The organism is Clostridioides sp. ES-S-0190-01, from assembly GCF_020658275.1.
Lineage (GTDB): Bacteria > Bacillota > Clostridia > Peptostreptococcales > Peptostreptococcaceae > Clostridioides.
In genome coordinates this window covers 40,542-59,353 of sequence record NZ_JACVWA010000054.1, presented here as the reverse complement: position 1 = coordinate 59,353, position 18,812 = coordinate 40,542, and the positions used below count along the sequence as shown (strand labels likewise).

Sequence of the window (18,812 nt, the reverse complement as noted above, 5' to 3'; positions counted from 1 at the left end):
AATTTACCTTCATTTCTAAAATACACTTTTTTTAGAAACATCCCTTTCTTTATTAATTTTTTAATCAAACTTAAGAGCTTCAATTGGATTTAATTTTGACGCTTTTATTGAAGGATATAATCCTGCCAACATAGTTAAAACTACTGCAAAACAAATAGTTAAAATTGTTATTGATAGATTCATATTTACAATTTTATCTAAAAAAGATACTTGATTAATTTCAAGGCTTTCTAAAATATAAGTTATTATCCCCTTTATTCCTAATAAATTAAAATAAGATAAAAATGAGCCTAAACATCCTCCAAGTAATCCAATAACCGAAGATTCTACCAAGAATAAACATAATATATCTATTTTTGAAGCCCCTGTTGCCTTCATTAAACCAATCATTTTTGTTCTTTCATTAATAGACATTATCATAGTATTAATTACGCCAAGAGAAGCTACTAATATAGTAATAATCCCTACTACAGATAGAATTATATTTATTCCTAATAATATTTTCTCAATTATTTTTGCAACAGATTGAACACTTTCTGTTGTATATCCTAAACTATGTTCTATATATGATACTACTTTTTCTACATTTTCAAGCTTAGTGATAGAAAGTTCTAATACATCTGCTCCTCTTTCTTTTAATGACTTATTTCCACCTTCTTCAAAATTTTTAATATCTGTCATTAAATCTTTAGAGATAACAAAGCTTGGTTGATAATATTTTTTGTTTATAACCCCTACTATAGTAGCCTTTCTATCAAATATTTTATCTTTATCAAAGTCTGGTAGAACTGACTTTAAGTTTATCTCTTTCCCTATAATATCCTTAGGATTATCTATTCCCAAGGTGTTTTTTACAAAACTTTCTGGTAACATTACTGCATTTTTATCTTTATTGTTTAATTCTCGTCCTTCTAATATATAACTTAGAGAACTGTTGTCAGCTTCTTTTTTTTGCTTAAGACTCGCTTTCTCACTCTTTAGATAAAAATCTTTATCATATGAAACAGCTTTTATTTCTTTTATCTTCTTATCTCCATATTGTGTCTCTGTTAATTCAGTTTCATATTTTACTAATAGTTGTGAAATTCTTTTGTCTTTAGATAATGAATTAATAACTGTATCATTTATTTTCTTTTTCTCATATAAATTTTCTACATCTATATCCCCATTTGCATCTGTTTTGGCTAATTTTTTTTCTAATTCTTCGGATGATTGTACTTTAGTATTATAAACAGACACATGTTGTAAGTTATTAAGTTCTTTTATTTGTGACATTACATAAGATTTTAGCCCGCTACCTAAACTTACAAGAGTTACTATTAATGTAACTCCTATAGCTATAGAAAAGATATTTATTAATGTTCTAATTTTTCTTTTCTTTAAATTAGAATATGATAATTTAAGATAATCAATTATTTTCATAAAATTTCTCCATCTCTAATCTTAACTATTCGTCCAGCTTGAGAAGCTTGTTCCATGTTGTGTGTAACCAGTAAAATAGTGTAATTATTATTCTTATTTAACTCCTTAAGTAAATCAATTATTAATTCTCCATTTTTACTATCCAAATTTCCAGTAGGCTCATCTGCTAATAAAATTTTAGGTTCATTTATTAAAGCTCTTGCAATTGCTACTTTTTGCCTTTGCCCACCTGAAAGCTCATTTGCTTTACACATTAATTTATCCTTAATTCCTACTTTATCTAAAGATTCTTTTACTCTATTGAGTCTTTCTTTCTTTTCTACTTTTGAAAAAATAAGTGGCATCATGAGATTCTCTTGCACTGTTTTATTCCCTTCTAACATAAATTCTTGGAATATAAATCCTACTAAATCTCTCCTATACTCACTCATTTCTTTGTCTTTTAATTTAGTTATATCCTTATTTTGTACAAATATATTTCCACTTGAAGGTTTATCTAACCCTCCCAAAAGATTAAGCAGGCTTGTTTTCCCACTTCCAGAAGAACCAACAATAGCAACAAATTCACCATTATTTATGGTCAAGTTTATGTTGTTTATTACTTTCACACAGTTATTTCCTAATATATATTCTTTTTCTAAATTTCTAATTTCTATCATAACAAAACCCATCTCCTTTCCTTTTTATTTTAATTCTACCATTTTAATTATAATAAGTAAAGATTACCAAACTTTTTTCATAAAAATATTGTTTATAGTCAACAAAATATACATAAAAAAATTACATAATTCATAACATATCCAATTAATACAAATGGGGCCAATGGTATCCCTAAATTGGTTACATTCTTTTTTAAAATAAATTTTCTTACAATTAAATAAATTATTATACTACTATAGGTCATTAATAGCATATTCAAAAGTAGAGGAAATCCTAAATATAACCCAAGGATAGAAACAAATCTAATGTCTCCACCCTTTGAAACTCCACAAAGCATAGCTGGTATATACATCAAACAGAATCCAAATATAGCACCATTAATATTACTTAATGTTAGAGGCAAAGAAAATACAGGTAAGAAAACAAATACCATTCTTAATAAAAAAAATATAAAATTAAATTTATGATAAATTTTTAAATATTTAAAGTCACTGTAAGAAGCAAATAAAAGAAATAAAGTTAAAGTAATTACAACTATAGGATTTGAAAAAACAGCTTCTACTTCTTTTAGGTAATCAAAATTATTATACATAACTTTATCTGTACACTAATCTTGACAAAGTTCTAATTGTCAAAATTAAATTCCCATCTCCTGTTTTTCCTTCAACAGATATTTTCATATTACCATTATCTCTTGCATTATATTCATTTATTATATAGGAGCCTAAATTATCAAATTCTCTGTAATTCTTTAATGTAATTTGAACAATAGAATCTAAAATTAGCTGAGGTCGTTCCTTATTTGAGTCTCCTGCATAATTAAGGCCCCAATTTTCATAAACGAATTCTGGTTTTAAATAATTAATATCTATTTTTTGAATAAATGGAGTTAATCCTACCTGTCTATTTAACTCTTTTCTAAAAGATGTACTAATAACATCACTCAGTAGCTTATTGTTAACATTTAAAACTCCATCATTACTTATTGAAGAATCAGAATTTGATACATTTATTACTTCTTGTCTAAGATATTCATTGTTAATTGATTGTTGCAAAGCATTAGTTGTTGATAAATCCATTATAGATTGTACTTCATTTAAAACCCATGAGGAATTAGACAAACTTAAAAATCCTGTTGCTACTGTGACAAATACAAGTATTAATGCACATCCTACTATAGCTATGCTACCATTATTATTATTTAAACGATTTTTTATTTTTGATAAAATTAATTCTATCCCCATATTAATCTTCCTCTCCTTTCCAATTTGAATAGTTATGCTTGTATTCACAAAACGCATATTTATCTACATTGGTAGTTTTATTAAAATCTCCAGGTACAAGTTGAGACCATAATCCCCAGTTATAACTGTATGTAAATCTAATTCCAATACTATCTCTATAATCTGCTTTTATATTAGATGTGTCAGATAAGGAAATTACTCTTTCTCCATTTGCCTGTGCTTTATCTCTTAAGATTATTTCAATTGACCAATCTTCAGGTTTAACTCCAATTTTTTTAAATTTATTTTCTGTGACTTTAATTAACTGAGAAGATGTTAAATAAGAACCTCCTCCTCCTGGATAATTTAAAGGTACTTGGCTTTGGATCCCACTTTGCTTTGCTAATTGTCTTACTATCTGAGAAGCTTGTTGAGTCATAACAAATTTCTTACTTCCTATTTGAAATAAATCAAAAAAGAATGAAAAAATAAATATAAAAACTAAAAATCCAACTAAGAACTCAATAAAAACCATCCCATTTTTATTTTTAAGTTTATCTTTAATCACTTTTAGCATCTAATCTTAAATATCCCTTCTATAAATATTTATTAACTAATAATACTATTATTTTTGTATGTTTATAATTTTTTGGAGTATTATAATATAAATAGTATTATTTCTTTTACTATATAAAATAAAAAGAACATTCATTATGAATGTTCTTTTTATTTTATATAGTAGTTATTATTTTACTTTCAGTTTATCTACTTCACCTGTTGCATCTCCAAAATAGGCAACTATCTTATCTCTAAGTAAAAATACGGCAGTGGCTATAACTAAAACAACAGATATTATAATAACCAACTGTAAAAGCTCCATTCCATCTTCCCCAGCCATGGCTCTTTTACTTCTGTCTATAAGTCCATCTTCTTTTGTTAAAAGATTTTTAATTTTATATGTACTTTTAGTCAAGAAATTATTTTTCTTTTGAGACAACCCTTTAAAAAAAGCACTGCATTTGTTTGTATTACAACTTTCTGTTTTTATTAATATTTGGTTATTCATATATTTTTTTAGAGTTTGTGGCTAAACTCCTTTCCTCCTTTTTTTTATTTTTTTATTATATTAATTTATTTTATATATATAACTAAAATTGGTTTTAAAGTATAAGCATTTGAGAAATCATAGGTAAAGATATTGCTATTAATAATAATAGTAGTAATGGAGCTTGGACTAAGGTAGCCATAATTTGTCTTGTATTTATTTTCTTATGAATTAATTCCATATTTAAATCAGTTATTTTTTTGGCTTGATTGCTAAAACATTCTTTTATATTTATTCCTTGTTCTGAATTTAATTTAATTAAAGACCATAATTCCCTTACTTCGAAAATATCTATTTTTTCATATATATTCTCAATACATTTTTCTTGAGAATTTGTTTTACTATCAATGACAAATTCTTGGGCTAATTTACTCCATTCTGTACCTGTGTATGGTATTGAGCTTTCTATCGCCTTAACAAGCGTCATATCTGAAACTAAAAAACCTTGAACAACATTTATAAAGTCAGGAAATCCAGATAATATCTTTAATCTTTTCTCCTTGACTGCATTCTTTAACAAAAAATTTAATATAAAAAATATAATAGACCCCCATAGTAATGCTAACATTAGATTAGCTATACTATATACAATTAACCCAATTATAACTGCTAATATTTTCATAGTTATATCTAAGCTTATAAAAGTAGCTGGAGTAAAATATTTATCCCAATTACACATTTTTAAGTCCTTCTCAAGTTGTGTTAAATCTTTCTTTCTGTCAATCTTAGGAAGAATATATGTTGATACAGGGGTTGTTATTTTTTCTATAAATTCTTTATTTTTTTCTTGCTCAGATTTTCGTTTTTCTGTTTTTTGTAACTGTTTTAATCTTTTTTTATGTAAAGATTCATCTTCTTTTGAAAAAAGAATTCTCAATATATTTCTTACAAGTGGTATAAAGATTAAAAATGCACATAATGCAGATAACCATTTTAACATGTTAACATCCATTTTTAATATTACTCCTTTCTTAAAACTATTTAATCTAATGGAGCTCCTATTTTAGCATTTATAAACCAAACGCATAATAAAATAGAAACAAATATACCAGTCAATCCCATTTGACCTATTTTTTCATTTATCATAAAATCCAGATATCCATCAGAGACAAAAGACTGATATATCATTAACACTGGAATAGCAAAAACCATTATATATGATTCTCTAACAGGCCCCATAATTTCTTTTCTCAAGTCTCGCTTGATTATTCGATTATCTTCATATTGGTAAAAAGATGTTGTTAAAATTTTTATTTTCGACTCTTGAGAAGACAACATACTTGATACTTCATAATAATTACTAAATAGTTTTAGATATTTGCTACCTGTTCTTCTTGCAAGAGAAGAAAGAACTTCTTCAATTGGCGTACCTAAATCGATATCAACTACTGATTTTTTTAATTCAGAGTATAGAGGCTCACTTCCCTTAAAATCTGGTAAAGTCTCAACTAAGGACTTAGATATGTTTTTATTTATTTTATATCTTTCGATAATAATTCTAATAAAAGAGCCTATTTGAGATTCCATCTTTGTTACCCTTTTATTAGATAAAGTTTTAAAAAATTGCCATGGAACAGAATATCCTATAAAAATAAATACTATAGCTAAGATAATATTTTTTAGTAAAATCATCATTATAAGTGGTAGTGAGATAGCCATAGCAATGCATATGACACTATATTCTCCATAATTGATGTTATATCCAGCTTGTAAACAAGTTGTTTCCACTTTATATTTTTTCTTAATACTTGCTCTTTGGGACATTTTTTCTTCTATCTGTTTTTTTACAGAGACATCTGAAGATCTAAAATGTTTATTCCCAAACCTTGATTTTATCTTAATTTCTTTATTTTTATTTGCTACTTTACTTAAAACCAAAGCTGTTGCTATATATAAGAGCAATGTTATTATTGTAAATAAAACATATTTGTTCAAACATAAATCACCTCTTTTTATATAATATATACATATTATTTTTTTATAATAAAAAATTGTATATCTTTAAGCAGTCCATTCATCTGCCATATATCCAGATAACTCTTCTATTTTTATTCCTTTTCTAAGCATCTTATCTGCTTTTTCTTCAGATAAATTATTTTTAAAATCAAAATCTTTTGTTCTAAAATTAAATTTTACGATAGGAGTTGTTATTATTCTACGTGTATTGTTGTCAAACTTTATCTCTGTTATAGAAGTAACTCTCCTACCAATTCCTGGTATGTCATCTTGAATTAATATATAATCTAAGGCTGACCCAATAATACGCTCTACGACATCCACTCCTAATGTTGGCATTTGCATTAGATATTTAGTTACCAATCTGTTTATAGCGTCAATTGCTGTACCTGCATGCATAGAAAAAATAGTGGCATGGCCAGTTTCCATTGCTTCAACAGCAGACTCAGCTTCGACACCTCTAACCTCCCCAATTACAATATATCTTGGCTTTTGTCTAAGTGCTATCTTGACTAAATCTCTTAAATTAATATTAGATTTATCTTTTTCATCGGATCCTTCGCTGGTAACAAGCTCAAGAGTATGGTCATTTTCTGGGAACAATTCTCTTGTATCTTCACAAACCAGCATCCTTCTATTCATCTGTGCTACAAAATAATCAAGAAGAGCTCTCATTGTAGTTGTTTTACCTGAACCAGTTATACCTGCTATGATAAGATTACAACCCCCTCTTATCAAAGTTCCAATAAAATCAGCCACTTCTTGTGTCATACATTCTTTTTCTATGATTTGAGGTAGTTTTATGTGGTTTTCACTATGCTTTCTGATTGTTAAGACATATCCATTAGGGCTAATAGCTGTAGACAAAGCATTATATCTATCTTCATATAAATCAAAGTCTATACTTTTAAATTCTCCATTATCGAGCATGGATTTATCTGCTTCTTTTAATAATCGTTCTATAAAATTTTTATAATGTTCATCTGACTTAAATGATTTATTAAATTTTATTGGACTTTCTGAACCTTCTCTCTCATAATAGATCTTGTTTTTTGAAAGACAATATACATCTGTAACTTTCTCATCGTACATTAGTTCTTTTATAGTGGAATATCCAAATAAATCCTCAACCATTTCTAAAGCAAGCTTTTGTAATTCATTTTCATACCCCCTTACTTCAATTCCACTTGAATTAATCGTCGAAACTACCATATCCATATAGCTTTTCTTTTTTTCTCTAAAGTATTTCTTATCTTTTTTTATTATCTTATTTTTATTTTCTAATTTTAAATCTACATCTTCAGACATGGCAGACTTAAAATTTTCATTCACTTTTAAAAGTTCATACGCTTCATCATAGTCAAATAGGTAGCTGTTTCCTTTTTTATTTGAACCTATATTTTTAACTATATCTTTATTGAAGGAATGGAACTCTTTATTAATAGCCATATATTTTTACTTGTCTCCTTTCTTTGAAATTTATATATTATATAAAAAAAAGAAAATTATATAATAAAAAATATGACTATACTAAAATAAAAAAAAGAACTATATAGTTCTTTTTTTATTTTTTGCCAAACAATGAAAATTTTTTCTTTTTTGTTTTATTTAGCTTTTCGTTTATACTCATTCTATACTTTTGGTATTCTTTGTATAACCAATCAAAATTTTCTATTTCACAGATTTCTTTAGCTACCTTAGCTAATTCAAGTCTCGCTTTTAGAGTATAGTTTGTGTTATCTAATACAATTGGAATGCCTTGATACAGTCTATTTAGAAAAATCTCTTTAGGGATTTCTGGTATTTTTGCTATCACATTAAATCCATTCTCCTCAAGCATATCTGATTTAAAAGTCAATTCTTCAAGCATGCTTTCTCCAGTTAAAATCTTATAATCTTTATCTATATCCTCATTCAGTATATATTTAATTTTATTAAGCACATTTATGTTCTCTAAAGTCTCTTTGTATTTACTATTATTTCTTATATTATTAAAATCTAAATTTAATATATAATAAGCAGTATTACAAAGTCTTAAAAGAGGATATGTAGAAACATGGTCCAGTGCTGAATTAGTATCTATAATAATAACATCAAAATCATCTAATATGTTTTCTATTAAATAAGTATAATGATAATTTTTTATATTTTCTATTTCTTCCATTGTGAACTGTGAACCTGTTAATGCCCATAGGTTTTTACAGTTTTTATATTGCTTAAAACAACTTCGGATATATTCATTTACAGACTTTATTTTAAGTGGATCATCAACTAATGACTCTCCTTCATTAACTATTACTGTATCTATTTTCTCCATTACATTTTTTAAATTTTTATTATTATCTTCAATCTGAAGAAGAGTTCCTACTGATAAATTTTGTAAATCTGATTCTACAATTGCTACTTTTGGGCGAGAACCATCTTTATTCCTTCCATACTTAGCAATATTAGTAGCAATATTTGTGCTTAAAAAACTTTTACCTGTACCTGGCTTAATAGATGAAATTACATACACATTTTTATATCCCTCTTTTTCTAAGTCTTTAACTTCCTTTTCTTCTTCTATCTCTACTATTTCATCTTCATAAATAACATTGTCTTTTTCATATTTTAATAAATATTCTACCTGTTTTCTTGTATTAGGATTTTCTATTAAATGTACTATTTCTCTTGGCTTAATTGATTTTTTATGTAAAATATCATATATACCAGCTTTCACCAACACTGCCAATTCTTTATATTTTTCTTTATTTTTTTCATCGACTTCTCCTGCTAAAAAGATTATTCTTAGTTTTGGATACTCTCTTTTTATTGTTAAAAGTAACTCTAATATACTTAATCCTGCCCCTTTTAGCATTTTAGATATTATTAATAAATCTGGATTTGTTTCCTCTATCTTTTCAATTAGATATTCTTTATTTTCAACTTCTCCAACTAACTCCATACCTACTTTGGGAATAACATCAATTTTTATTTTATTATCAAGCGTTGGTTGTCCAATAGACAATAATATTTTTTTCATTTCTTCACCCCTATTTTTTTATATAATCTATTTTTGGAATATTACATCTTACTATATTAAAAAAAATAGTTATGTGTAATATTTAACCTGTCTTAGTTAATTACTTGTAATAATATATCTTATATAATATATAAAAAATAATTACTTTTCTTTTACTTACATAAAAAAAATGTTATTAAATAAATTATTTAATAACATTTTTTATTAATATTAATTTTCTGGACTTGATTCTTGTGTTTTTATATTTTTATATTCTCCTATTGTATACCCAGAAGTTCCTGTGTCTTGACTCTCTTTAAATCTACCAATAATTCCAATATCTCCATCTTTATGTCTTGCATATATTTCTTCTGCTTGTTGTGCTGTAACTGCTACAGTAACAATACTTAAAGAGCCACTTTCAACTACTTCCCCTTTTTCATTGGCCAAAGCTTGAGTCCCTTCTGTTTGGTCTACATATTTTTTACCCCCATCATCAACAACATTATAAACAAGAACATCTTGCATAAATGTCTTTGCATATGTAAAACTATCAGAAGTATCATTATTTTTTGAATCCCCTTGTTTAACAAAAGTTAAATCAACCCTATCTCCTTTTTTCAAGTTGCCTCCAACTGCATCTTTCATTTCAACGGGAATAGATACTTTTCTAAGATTAGATAAATCTATCTTTGCAAATTCATCAAGTTTAGCTGGGTCTTCTAAATTATTCTTAATTGCATATTCTGAACGATATACATTTGTGGTTAATATCTTTCCATTAATATCTTTTTCATTTGTAATCATGCTTTCTGTTATAATGTCTTTTGGTTTAAATGTTTTTATATAATCACCTTTTTGGATTACAGTATTCTCTTGAATATTTCTACTATACTGGTAAACTGCAACAGGTTTTACTTGAGACTGAGTGAAAAAGAATACACCCCCTGCAAATAGTACAAAAAGAGAAAATTGTAGTAATATATTAGCTTTGTTTTTTATATTTTTCATTATTAAAAATTAAACCCTTTCTTATTATTTTATTATTACATTATAGATGTCTAAAAAAGATTTTTTCATTTCTTTATTTTTTTTATTCTCTAAAATTAAAGGTAATCCATTAAAATTAGAATTTATTAGTTCTCTGTTTAAATTTGGTATTGTTATAATAGGGAAACCTTCTAAATTTAAAGAATCAGACACCCACTCATAAATTTGATCTTTATTAAAGTTTGAATTATCATATTTATTTAATAAATAATAGAACTTCTCTCTAAAATTTATTCCTTTTTCATCCATTATTTTAGTTTGTAATAGATTATTTTTTATAATAGATGCATCTTGTGCGATTGTAAAAAAGATCTTTGCTGAATATATTAAAAGAAGTTCTGATAATTCATTCTGCATATCATTTGTTGCGTTTATTATTATAAAATCATATCCTTTTTGCATAATTAAATATAGGTTTAAGTCCTTTATTTTATTAATTGGAATTTCATATTTTTCTTCTACATATTTTTGAGAGAAAAACAAGAATTCTAATGTCTTTGGAAATTTTAAATAACTCTTATATAAGAGTTCATATTCATTTAAAAGATTATTTATTGTAACAATACTTTTATCAATTAAAATATAATCATTCTTATCTATACCTTCTAATGCTGTATCAATTCCAACTTCATCAAATCCTAAATAGAAAATATCATTTATTGAGCTTCTCTCATTTAAATCAATGTATAATACCTTTAATCCCTTATTTGCCAAATCAACAGCTACATTAAAAGATAATTGAGAATTACCTACCCCTTGTTTAGCTCCTAAAAAACTTATTATTTGTTGGTTTGTTTTTTTTACATATGTAAACTTTTCTTCACTACTTTTAGCCAAAGAAGATTTATTTCTCAATGGTTTATTTTTTTTAATAATCTTCCTTTCTTTTTTTTGTTTCTTATCTTCTTTTACTGAAACATCTTCTTTTAAATAGCCTTTCATTTCTGTTTCTTTTTCTATATTTAATTCCTCTTTGTTTTCTACTATTAGTTCTTCTTCTATTTCAATTACATCTTCTTCTATATTAATTTTTTCTTCATTTGTATTTATATCTTCATCTATTATTAAATTTTCATTTATATTGATTAGTTCTTCTTCTATTAAGTCTTCTTCTATATTTAATTCTTCTTCCTCTATCACTACTACTTCTTCTGTTTCTTCTACTTCATTATCTTTTAGCTCTTCTATCACTACTTCTTCTTCTATTTCTTCATCCTCTATTACTATTTCTTCTTCTATAACTATATCTTCTTCATCCTCTATTACTATTTCTTCTTTTTCTATATTTGTTAGTTCATCTTCTATTACTAACTCTTCTTCTTTTATTTCATTTTCTATTTCTCCTTCAAATATTATTTTCTCTTCTGAACAATCCTTTGGAATTTTTTTATCATGATACTCTATATTTTTTATTGATTTTAAAGGCTTTATTTCTTTCTTTACAACCTGATTAATCTCACTTGCTTTTTTTATTAATTCTAAATCTTGAGCTTCAAATAATTTTGTATTTTTTTCTGTTTCTCTTATCTTTGGTAAAAATTGAGCTACATCATTTAATATATTTGGTTTTATTATTTTATCTATAATGGAAAAAGCATCTATATTATTTCCTACTATAATGTCATACACTCTAAATTGGACTAATGATGCAAGAAGAGCATCTCCAATTCTTCTATCTTTAGATATAAAAATTATTCTTAGTTTAGGGAAAGGAAAACACAAAGTTAACTCTTGTACCAGTCTTAATATATCAACTTTACCTGGCAACCCCTCTCTAATAATCAAGATATCAGGAGTGTTGTTAATTATAGATTGCATTACACCTTCTCTATAAACAACTTCTCCCACAAACTCCACATCCTCCCCAATCTCTTTTTTAATATATTCAGTATTATCAATTAGATATTCTTCTAAATCTTTAAATGCAACAGCTAAACAAATTTTAACCACTTTAATTTTCCTCCTTCTTAATCTTTTAAAACATTATATACTATGACATTATTTTTAAAACTTTTTAAAGTTTAATATCTCTTAAATAAAAAATCAACTTATTAGATTTTATTTTTTTATTTAGAATATTTTTCTTTAAAATATCTAAGATACATTAAATTCAAAAATGTTTATTTTTTTAAAAAGTTTAGATTGGAGATGTTATTTTATGAAAAAGGTAATTTGTCTTAACACAGACAATGGGATGAAGCTTATTATATTATTGACTTGCATAAAAGTTAAAGGTATTAATTCTTGTACATTAGAAGAAGGAATGAACACTGTATTAAAAGTAAATGGATTGTTAAAAGATAAAAATGATAGATTAATAGGAAGTTTTAATTGTAATAACAATAAATATAAAGAACTCTTACCTAATACTAAAACAGGGTTGGTTTTAAATAACATTTGGGATTTTTTAAATAATCTAAGTTTTGGAACAAAAGAACAGATGAGTTTATTAAAAGACTATAATTTTAATATGTTAGAAGATATTATTGGTAAACATTTTGAAGACGTTTTATCTTTGTTGGAAAAAAATAATTTAATGAAAGATAGAGAATTTTTATTTGGTTCTAAACTATTAATAAATCCTTTGCCAAAAGATGTATTAGATAAGGTCGATTTTATATTTAATTCATAACATAAATAGACTCTTTATTTTAAATAAAGAGTCTATTTATTATGATTCTTCAAGACATCGTATACTTAAATTATCATCAGAAAAATGATATATTCTGCTAAAAGCATCAATCTTACACAAGGCTGTCTTTAAATCAAATTTAGTTAACCTTTTTATGGTAGTATAATAAATATTTTCATTTTTTAACACATCTGATGATGATAAATTCACATCTTTTTTTATATTGGAAACAATGTCTTCACAGACAATTATTAATTTAACATCTCTCTTGTTATAATAATTAAATAATGAACTATTTCTCTTTAAAAGCTCCATACGTCTAACAACATTTAATTGATTCCCAGTATAAAAATCAACTAAAAATTCATGTTCAATACCTTTCTCTGTTTTCTTTATATAATAAGGATAAATATCTCCTCCTAATTTATCTTTTAGATTTTCACCTTTTGAAACAGAATATCCATGTTTACTTTTTATTATATTTTCAAATGCTTCTTCTTTTTTACTTAACTTGGGTATAATATTGTTAAAGACTATTCTTAGAAGTTCTTCTTTTGTTCCGACTAATAGTTCAAACTTCTCTCCAAGAAGGTCCAACATCTCATCTATAATAGTTTTTTTAATTACATTCTTCCTATTCTCTACATTTTTAACATTTTCCACTATAAATAAGACTATCACTTTATTGCTTACTAAATCCCATTCAGTTGAATTTAAAAACATTCTATAATTTTTCCATTTAAGTGATAACTGCTTTTCACTCTCAGTACCCATGTCTAACTCTAAAAACAAATCTAAATCCATGTCTTTTAATCTTAAAAGCCCATCTGGTCGAATATTTTGATATTGAGAAACATATTTTTCATCAAAGTACTCTGTCTTTAGGTCTAATTGCTTATACTCTAAAGCTACATTAAAATCTAAAACAAATTGATTTAAGAATATTTGGTGTGGTATTAATCGAGATAGTAATTTTAAATCTGATGAACTATTATATCCCTTTACAATTTTATCTTTATTGATAGTATTTACATCAAGACAAAACTTCTCTCTAACAATTTCAACACCTATCTTTGTCAGAAACAAAGCAGAATTATTTTTATTAAAAAAAACTTCTTCAAGTAAATCTTTAATTATAAAAAAGTTTATTTTTATATCTATAAATTGATTGAATGAAAATTCATTTATATAAAAAGTTCTATATATTTGTCTTATTGTTAAGCACCTATGTATATATATATGATATAGTACATTAAGATCAATATCACTTAAAGTATTTTTTATGTCATAAATATTATCTTTTTTCAATTTCGTTAACCTCTTCTTTCTTATGTATAAATTATTATACTTATTTATAATAAAATCATTCTTCTTTATACATAAAAAGGTAATTGCCTAAATACAATTACCTTTTTATATATAAAAATTATTTTAAAAATATAATGTAAAAATATATTTATAATTATTTCAAATATTGATATAATTATAAAAAGTAAATTTCTTGTTGAATATTAAAAATATTATTAATCTCCATTATAACTCTTGCCCACATAGGATTTTATCTGTTTAACCATATCCCTCGTGGAAAATAGTCCCATCCTTTTAGAATGATATTCTAAACAGTCTTCTGTTGGATATCTTTCTTCTAATATTTCTCCAAGTTCTTTACAAATAACATTTACATTAAGAGTTTTACCAGTAGGGCATCTTCGAATAGCCTCTTTAATTAGGACTATTTTAACCCTTGAATTAGGTGCTTTTTCTTCTTCAACTATAATAACATTTTTTTCTTTCATTAACTATAATCTCCTATTTTATTATTTAAGATTATAGTCTACTTTAACTTTTTTATTGCTTATTTTAAATGAATAATTCTGTACATTATTATTATAAAACGTTTGTTCTTATTAGTCAATATTTAAAGGCATCTTATATTATTACTTTTAATTAATTTCAGTACTATTTTTATATTACTGTATTTTACATATTTCTACGTTATTTTCTTATATTTATTCTTTTTTCTTAAAATTTTCATTTTTCATATTTGTTTATTTTTCTATATTTTAAAAATAAAATATTTTTTATATTAAACGTGATTAATTGTGGTATAATATATATAAATGCAAAAACTATAACTTAAAAATTAATAAAAATATAATAAGGAGGTGAATGTTGGTCTATAACCAACAATAATATGAATCTAAATGACTTATTAACTCTCAATGAAGAATTTGCCCAAAAAATTAAAAATGATGATATAATAGACGACGATTTAATAGAAAACGCTATTCAGCAATTACACAAAATAGACAAAATAGACAAAGATATAAAGGACCTACTCCTAAAAAAGTATGAAGAGATAAAACAGGAAAACAAAGTACTAAAAGAAAAGGAAGATCTATTAAAAAAGATTGATGATGCTCTGCAAAGAGGTAAAAATGGTGAGTTTATACAATTAGAAGAAATAGAAGAACTTTCCAAATTTTTAAAGGAATCTTCAATTGATACTGATACAAAAAATATCTTAAATAGTAGAATTTTAAAGTTAAGAAGAAAATATGCTCCAATAAAATCTACTCGCTGGGATTTATTTGTGGAAGATATGGCTAAATTAGAAGACATTGAAGAGATAAATAATTTAATAAATGAGATAAACGCAACTTTAAATAATAAAAATCTTTCAGAGGATACTTTTAATAGAATAGACAATCTCTACAAAGAAGTATTTCCTGCTATAGATGAAAAACTTGATGAAGTTGATAGACGTAGAGCAATAAGCTTATTTAATAATAAAATAAAAGTACTCTACAATAGACTTAAGAGAGTCACAGATACTCGTTTTGGAGATTGGATAAAAAAGCTTAGAAATGAAAAACAATTAACCTTCAAGGAGTTGGGGGCATTATCAGATGTATCTTCATCATATATATGTAGAATCGAGGATGGAGATAAGAGAGCTCCATCTATGTCAGTTGCATGTGCCTTGTCAGATGCTTTAGGACAAGATAGATCAGAACTGTACAAAATACTAAATGTATATCCTCTATCTGAAAATATAAAATATAATCCTCCATCTGGAAATGTAGATGAATTAGAAGATTTATTGAAAAATAGCAATTTTTTAATAAATGGAGAGCCTGCAACAAAAAAACAAAAAAATAATCTAATAAAATTAATTAAACAAACTCATCCATCTGAGAATGCAGATGAATTGGAAGATTTGTTGAGAAATAACGATTTTTTAATATATGGAGAACCTGCAACAAAAAAACAAAAAGATAGTCTAATAAAATTAATTGAACAAATCGTTGAAACTGAATGGAAAGACGAAACTAAACTTGATGGACTTTTCAAAATCAAAGAATATATAGATACTTTTATAAATGATCTTAGTAATTAAACCTTAAACTATTAGTTATAAAAATACCATTAAAACATCTACAATAGCTCTTGTAGGTGTTTTTGTTTTAATAATTCAAACATAGGTTCTATATATTTATATTACCAAATCTAAAAAGATTTTTCAACCTTTACTCAATAAATATATAAAACCTCTCAAAAACTGAGAGGTTTTATATATTTATTTTGGATATAGTTCCTAAATTTAAATACAAAATTTGTTAAAGTTTACTTTCTTATTCTATCCTCATATTAATAACATTGAGGATGAAGCATATTACTTATATTTATTAAAACTACGCCTTTCTCTCTAAAGTTTAAAGGTGTAGATTACTATTTGATAATAATTTTACACTAAACATTCATAATCTATGTTGCACTACTTATATTTTATTAATAAGATATATATCTACAATTCTATAAAAGTCCTACCAACTTTAATATCTAACTCCTGGCAGGCTTCATCTACTATGTCTCGAATAAGAGATAAAGGAACTTCTATTTCATCTATAGAGACTATAATATCATAATCTTCTCTATTTCTGTTTTTCTTTATATTTACATATTGAAAACTTAATTCATCAACACGATATTTATATAGTTCTTCCTTATTTCTGCTTATAACTTTTTCTATTGTCTGATTTAATTTTTTTTTACTTATTCGCATTTTATTCTTATCCTCTCTCCATTCAAATAAAACTTATAGACTATTCACTTTTAATTTGAATTTATATGTTTTAGCACCATAGACATTCTCTGCTTTATTGCTAACCAACATGATTATATTTATATATTACTAATTTATTCAACTAAAGTCAAGCTTTTCGTTGTTTATAAAAAATAAAACAAACAATTTTCAGAATATTCATAACTACTCAGAACAATAACCTATATTAATATACTAAAAAATAGTTTTTGTCAAGTTTATTTTTTTTAAAAACCTAAAAAACAAATGTACTCAAAAACTTACATATTTAAAAACTTAATCCTTATCTGTTAAACTTAATCAAATTTCATTTTACAGACTTCATTCCAATCTATTTCTCTTGTTGTTACATTTTCTGGATGTGATAATGTAACAATATGACTTGCATCTTTATAAGCATAATAAAGCACTGTTTCTCCTTTTACTTGATTTTTCTTATATCCTTGATAAATAGCTTCTTTAGGTACTTTTTCCTCTACTAAATCAAAAGCACATTTTGTACTTATATAATCTGTATCTTTTAATATATCTAAATTATTTACTATAATTGCAAGTATAGCTATAAAAACACCTACTATAATACATCCCTTTATCTTTTTCATAAATATCTCTCCTATTCTATATTTTAAAATATTATAAAACTTATAATTTATAGTATTATCTTATACAGGCCTATAGTTTTTATAACTAAAATAGCTTTATATTGACATTATTAGAGCTTATACCATTTACGAGTTATTATGTTTGAATTTATATATTGTTACTCTTTTAAAAGTTATCAAACCCATATGCAAAGATATATAATAAATAGTTATCCATTTTAAAGGATTTCTTTTATTAAACTTTAATTTAAGATAATAGAGAGGAACTAATATGAGAGAAAAAAATAAAGAAAAATACTTATTTTTAAAAATGAAAAATGGCAAAGTTATAAAATACAAAAGTCCATTTGAATCAACTAAAAAAGATAATAAAACTAATGAAACGTTTTTATACAATAGAAGTGCAACATCAAGAAATACATTAAAGATTATATTTATGTTATTTATCTTCTTCTCATTTTTTCTTTTGTTAAAAATTGTACCTGATTCTTTATCTAAATTTGATTATCTCCCAAAAGACATAACTATAGAAAAAAAAGAACAAATTATTAATAAAAAAAAATCCACTAAGAGTATTTATTTAATAGAAAAAGCAATAAATTTAGAGAATATATTATTAAAGAAAAATTATGATTCTGTAAAGCAAAATGCATTATTATACTATAGTGGGAACTTTTCATTTTTAGATATGCAAAACTATTTATCAGAAAAGAAACAAGCAGTAGAAGATAATTTATCTTCTTTTCATAAAAAAAATACTTTATTTGAACAAAATAAAGATATCTATTTATTATTAGAAAAGAGACATTTAAATTTTAAAAAGCTAATATCAAATTTAACATCTGATTTAGAAAGAAGCTCTATAATAGAAACAATAAATAGCAATATATCAGAAGATAATTTTTTATTAGAAAAAGAAATGAAACTATTTGATAGCATAAATTAAATTTTTAAAAAATATAAATATAATTTAATATTTTACTAAATTTATAAAAATATTAAATTATATTTTTTTATTTTTTATTTTTTAAAATTATTTAATTTTAAATTTCTTAA

General features: G+C 24.8%; 19 protein-coding genes. 3 read left to right on the top strand and 16 right to left on the bottom strand.

Features of this window, described 5'->3' with window-relative positions; all coding sequences use genetic code 11:
• Nucleotides 1-60 precede the first annotated feature (60 nt).
• From IC214_RS20550 to IC214_RS20495, 12 genes are all read right to left on the bottom strand, one after another.
• Entirely contained in the window at nt 61-1,422 is a 1,362-nt protein-coding gene (locus IC214_RS20550; RefSeq protein ID WP_227824971.1) for an ABC transporter permease, read from the bottom strand.
• Nucleotides 1,419-2,081 carry an ABC transporter ATP-binding protein gene (locus IC214_RS20545; protein ID WP_227824972.1) on the bottom strand — a complete coding sequence of 221 codons (663 nt, stop codon included), beginning with the start codon at nt 2,079-2,081 and terminating at the stop codon, nt 1,419-1,421. The genes IC214_RS20550 and IC214_RS20545 overlap by 4 nt, the downstream gene beginning before the upstream one ends.
• A 98-nt stretch (nt 2,082-2,179) precedes the next feature.
• Nucleotides 2,180-2,674 carry a prepilin peptidase gene (locus IC214_RS20540; protein WP_227824973.1) on the bottom strand — a complete coding sequence of 165 codons (495 nt, stop codon included), beginning with the start codon at nt 2,672-2,674 and terminating at the stop codon, nt 2,180-2,182.
• A 4-nt stretch (nt 2,675-2,678) separates the two neighbouring features.
• Entirely contained in the window at nt 2,679-3,326 is a 648-nt protein-coding gene (locus IC214_RS20535) for a hypothetical protein (protein WP_227824974.1), read from the bottom strand.
• 1 nt (nt 3,327) lies between these two features.
• Complete coding sequence (locus IC214_RS20530; protein ID WP_227824975.1) at nt 3,328-3,882, bottom strand: hypothetical protein; 555 nt, start codon at nt 3,880-3,882, stop codon at nt 3,328-3,330.
• Nucleotides 3,883-4,050: 168 nt separating this feature from the next.
• A complete protein-coding gene (locus IC214_RS20525) occupies nt 4,051-4,371 on the bottom strand; it encodes a hypothetical protein (RefSeq protein ID WP_227845572.1) in 321 nt (106 codons plus the stop codon).
• A gap of 94 nt (nt 4,372-4,465) precedes the next feature.
• Nucleotides 4,466-5,362: a type II secretion system F family protein gene (locus IC214_RS20520; RefSeq protein WP_227824977.1), complete on the bottom strand. Its 897-nt coding sequence runs from the start codon at nt 5,360-5,362 to the stop codon at nt 4,466-4,468.
• A gap of 29 nt (nt 5,363-5,391) precedes the next feature.
• On the bottom strand, nt 5,392-6,345 hold the full coding sequence (locus IC214_RS20515) for a type II secretion system F family protein (protein WP_227824978.1): 954 nt from the start codon (nt 6,343-6,345) through the stop codon (nt 5,392-5,394).
• A 66-nt stretch (nt 6,346-6,411) separates the two neighbouring features.
• The gene (locus IC214_RS20510; RefSeq protein ID WP_227824979.1) at nt 6,412-7,815 is read right to left on the bottom strand and encodes a CpaF family protein; all 1,404 of its coding nucleotides are present in this window, start codon (nt 7,813-7,815) and stop codon (nt 6,412-6,414) included.
• 115 nt (nt 7,816-7,930) lie between these two features.
• Nucleotides 7,931-9,388, bottom strand: a complete 1,458-nt coding sequence (locus IC214_RS20505; protein ID WP_227824980.1) for an ATPase — start codon at nt 9,386-9,388, stop codon at nt 7,931-7,933.
• A gap of 210 nt (nt 9,389-9,598) precedes the next feature.
• Nucleotides 9,599-10,378, bottom strand: coding sequence for a Flp pilus assembly protein CpaB (locus tag IC214_RS20500; RefSeq protein WP_227824981.1), 780 nt, complete (start codon nt 10,376-10,378; stop codon nt 9,599-9,601).
• Nucleotides 10,379-10,402: 24 nt separating this feature from the next.
• Nucleotides 10,403-12,367 (bottom strand): ParA family protein, encoded by a 1,965-nt coding sequence (locus IC214_RS20495; RefSeq protein ID WP_227824982.1) that lies wholly within the window; start codon nt 12,365-12,367, stop codon nt 10,403-10,405.
• 208 nt (nt 12,368-12,575) lie between these two features.
• Between IC214_RS20495 and IC214_RS20490 the strand changes: the two genes are divergently transcribed.
• Entirely contained in the window at nt 12,576-13,049 is a 474-nt protein-coding gene (locus IC214_RS20490; protein ID WP_227824983.1) for a hypothetical protein, read from the top strand.
• Nucleotides 13,050-13,088: 39 nt separating this feature from the next.
• On the opposite strand, the gene IC214_RS20485 is transcribed toward IC214_RS20490, so the two are convergent.
• Nucleotides 13,089-14,357, bottom strand: a complete 1,269-nt coding sequence (locus IC214_RS20485; RefSeq protein ID WP_095903729.1) for a replication-relaxation family protein — start codon at nt 14,355-14,357, stop codon at nt 13,089-13,091.
• 215 nt (nt 14,358-14,572) lie between these two features.
• Nucleotides 14,573-14,845: a hypothetical protein gene (locus IC214_RS20480; RefSeq protein ID WP_227824984.1), complete on the bottom strand. Its 273-nt coding sequence runs from the start codon at nt 14,843-14,845 to the stop codon at nt 14,573-14,575.
• A gap of 398 nt (nt 14,846-15,243) precedes the next feature.
• Here IC214_RS20480 and IC214_RS20475 point away from each other — a divergent pair, with 398 nt between their 5' ends.
• Nucleotides 15,244-16,449 (top strand): helix-turn-helix domain-containing protein, encoded by a 1,206-nt coding sequence (locus tag IC214_RS20475; protein WP_227824985.1) that lies wholly within the window; start codon nt 15,244-15,246, stop codon nt 16,447-16,449.
• Nucleotides 16,450-16,857: 408 nt separating this feature from the next.
• On the opposite strand, the gene IC214_RS20470 is transcribed toward IC214_RS20475, so the two are convergent.
• Together IC214_RS20470 and IC214_RS20465 are read right to left on the bottom strand one after the other, a co-directional pair.
• The gene (locus IC214_RS20470) at nt 16,858-17,115 is read right to left on the bottom strand and encodes a hypothetical protein (protein WP_227824986.1); all 258 of its coding nucleotides are present in this window, start codon (nt 17,113-17,115) and stop codon (nt 16,858-16,860) included.
• 335 nt (nt 17,116-17,450) lie between these two features.
• Entirely contained in the window at nt 17,451-17,756 is a 306-nt protein-coding gene (locus IC214_RS20465) for a hypothetical protein (protein ID WP_227824987.1), read from the bottom strand.
• A 271-nt stretch (nt 17,757-18,027) separates the two neighbouring features.
• On the opposite strand from IC214_RS20465, the gene IC214_RS20460 reads away from it, so the two are divergent.
• Nucleotides 18,028-18,702, top strand: a complete 675-nt coding sequence (locus IC214_RS20460) for a hypothetical protein (RefSeq protein ID WP_227824988.1) — start codon at nt 18,028-18,030, stop codon at nt 18,700-18,702.
• Nucleotides 18,703-18,812: the final 110 nt, after the last annotated feature.

Coding starts and splice junctions, on each gene's coding strand:
- IC214_RS20550 (WP_227824971.1), bottom strand. CDS start 1,422: ATGAAAATAATTGATTATCTTAAATTATCATATTCTAATTTAAAGAAA.
- IC214_RS20545 (WP_227824972.1), bottom strand. CDS start 2,081: ATGATAGAAATTAGAAATTTAGAAAAAGAATATATATTAGGAAATAAC.
- IC214_RS20540 (WP_227824973.1), bottom strand. CDS start 2,674: ATGTATAATAATTTTGATTACCTAAAAGAAGTAGAAGCTGTTTTTTCA.
- IC214_RS20535 (WP_227824974.1), bottom strand. CDS start 3,326: ATGGGGATAGAATTAATTTTATCAAAAATAAAAAATCGTTTAAATAAT.
- IC214_RS20530 (WP_227824975.1), bottom strand. CDS start 3,882: ATGCTAAAAGTGATTAAAGATAAACTTAAAAATAAAAATGGGATGGTT.
- IC214_RS20525 (WP_227845572.1), bottom strand. CDS start 4,371: ATGAATAACCAAATATTAATAAAAACAGAAAGTTGTAATACAAACAAA.
- IC214_RS20520 (WP_227824977.1), bottom strand. CDS start 5,362: ATGGATGTTAACATGTTAAAATGGTTATCTGCATTATGTGCATTTTTA.
- IC214_RS20510 (WP_227824979.1), bottom strand. CDS start 7,815: ATGGCTATTAATAAAGAGTTCCATTCCTTCAATAAAGATATAGTTAAA.
- IC214_RS20505 (WP_227824980.1), bottom strand. CDS start 9,388: ATGAAAAAAATATTATTGTCTATTGGACAACCAACGCTTGATAATAAA.
- IC214_RS20500 (WP_227824981.1), bottom strand. CDS start 10,378: ATGAAAAATATAAAAAACAAAGCTAATATATTACTACAATTTTCTCTT.
- IC214_RS20490 (WP_227824983.1), top strand. CDS start 12,576: ATGAAAAAGGTAATTTGTCTTAACACAGACAATGGGATGAAGCTTATT.
- IC214_RS20480 (WP_227824984.1), bottom strand. CDS start 14,845: ATGAAAGAAAAAAATGTTATTATAGTTGAAGAAGAAAAAGCACCTAAT.
- IC214_RS20475 (WP_227824985.1), top strand. CDS start 15,244: ATGAATCTAAATGACTTATTAACTCTCAATGAAGAATTTGCCCAAAAA.
- IC214_RS20470 (WP_227824986.1), bottom strand. CDS start 17,115: ATGCGAATAAGTAAAAAAAAATTAAATCAGACAATAGAAAAAGTTATA.
- IC214_RS20465 (WP_227824987.1), bottom strand. CDS start 17,756: ATGAAAAAGATAAAGGGATGTATTATAGTAGGTGTTTTTATAGCTATA.
- IC214_RS20460 (WP_227824988.1), top strand. CDS start 18,028: ATGAGAGAAAAAAATAAAGAAAAATACTTATTTTTAAAAATGAAAAAT.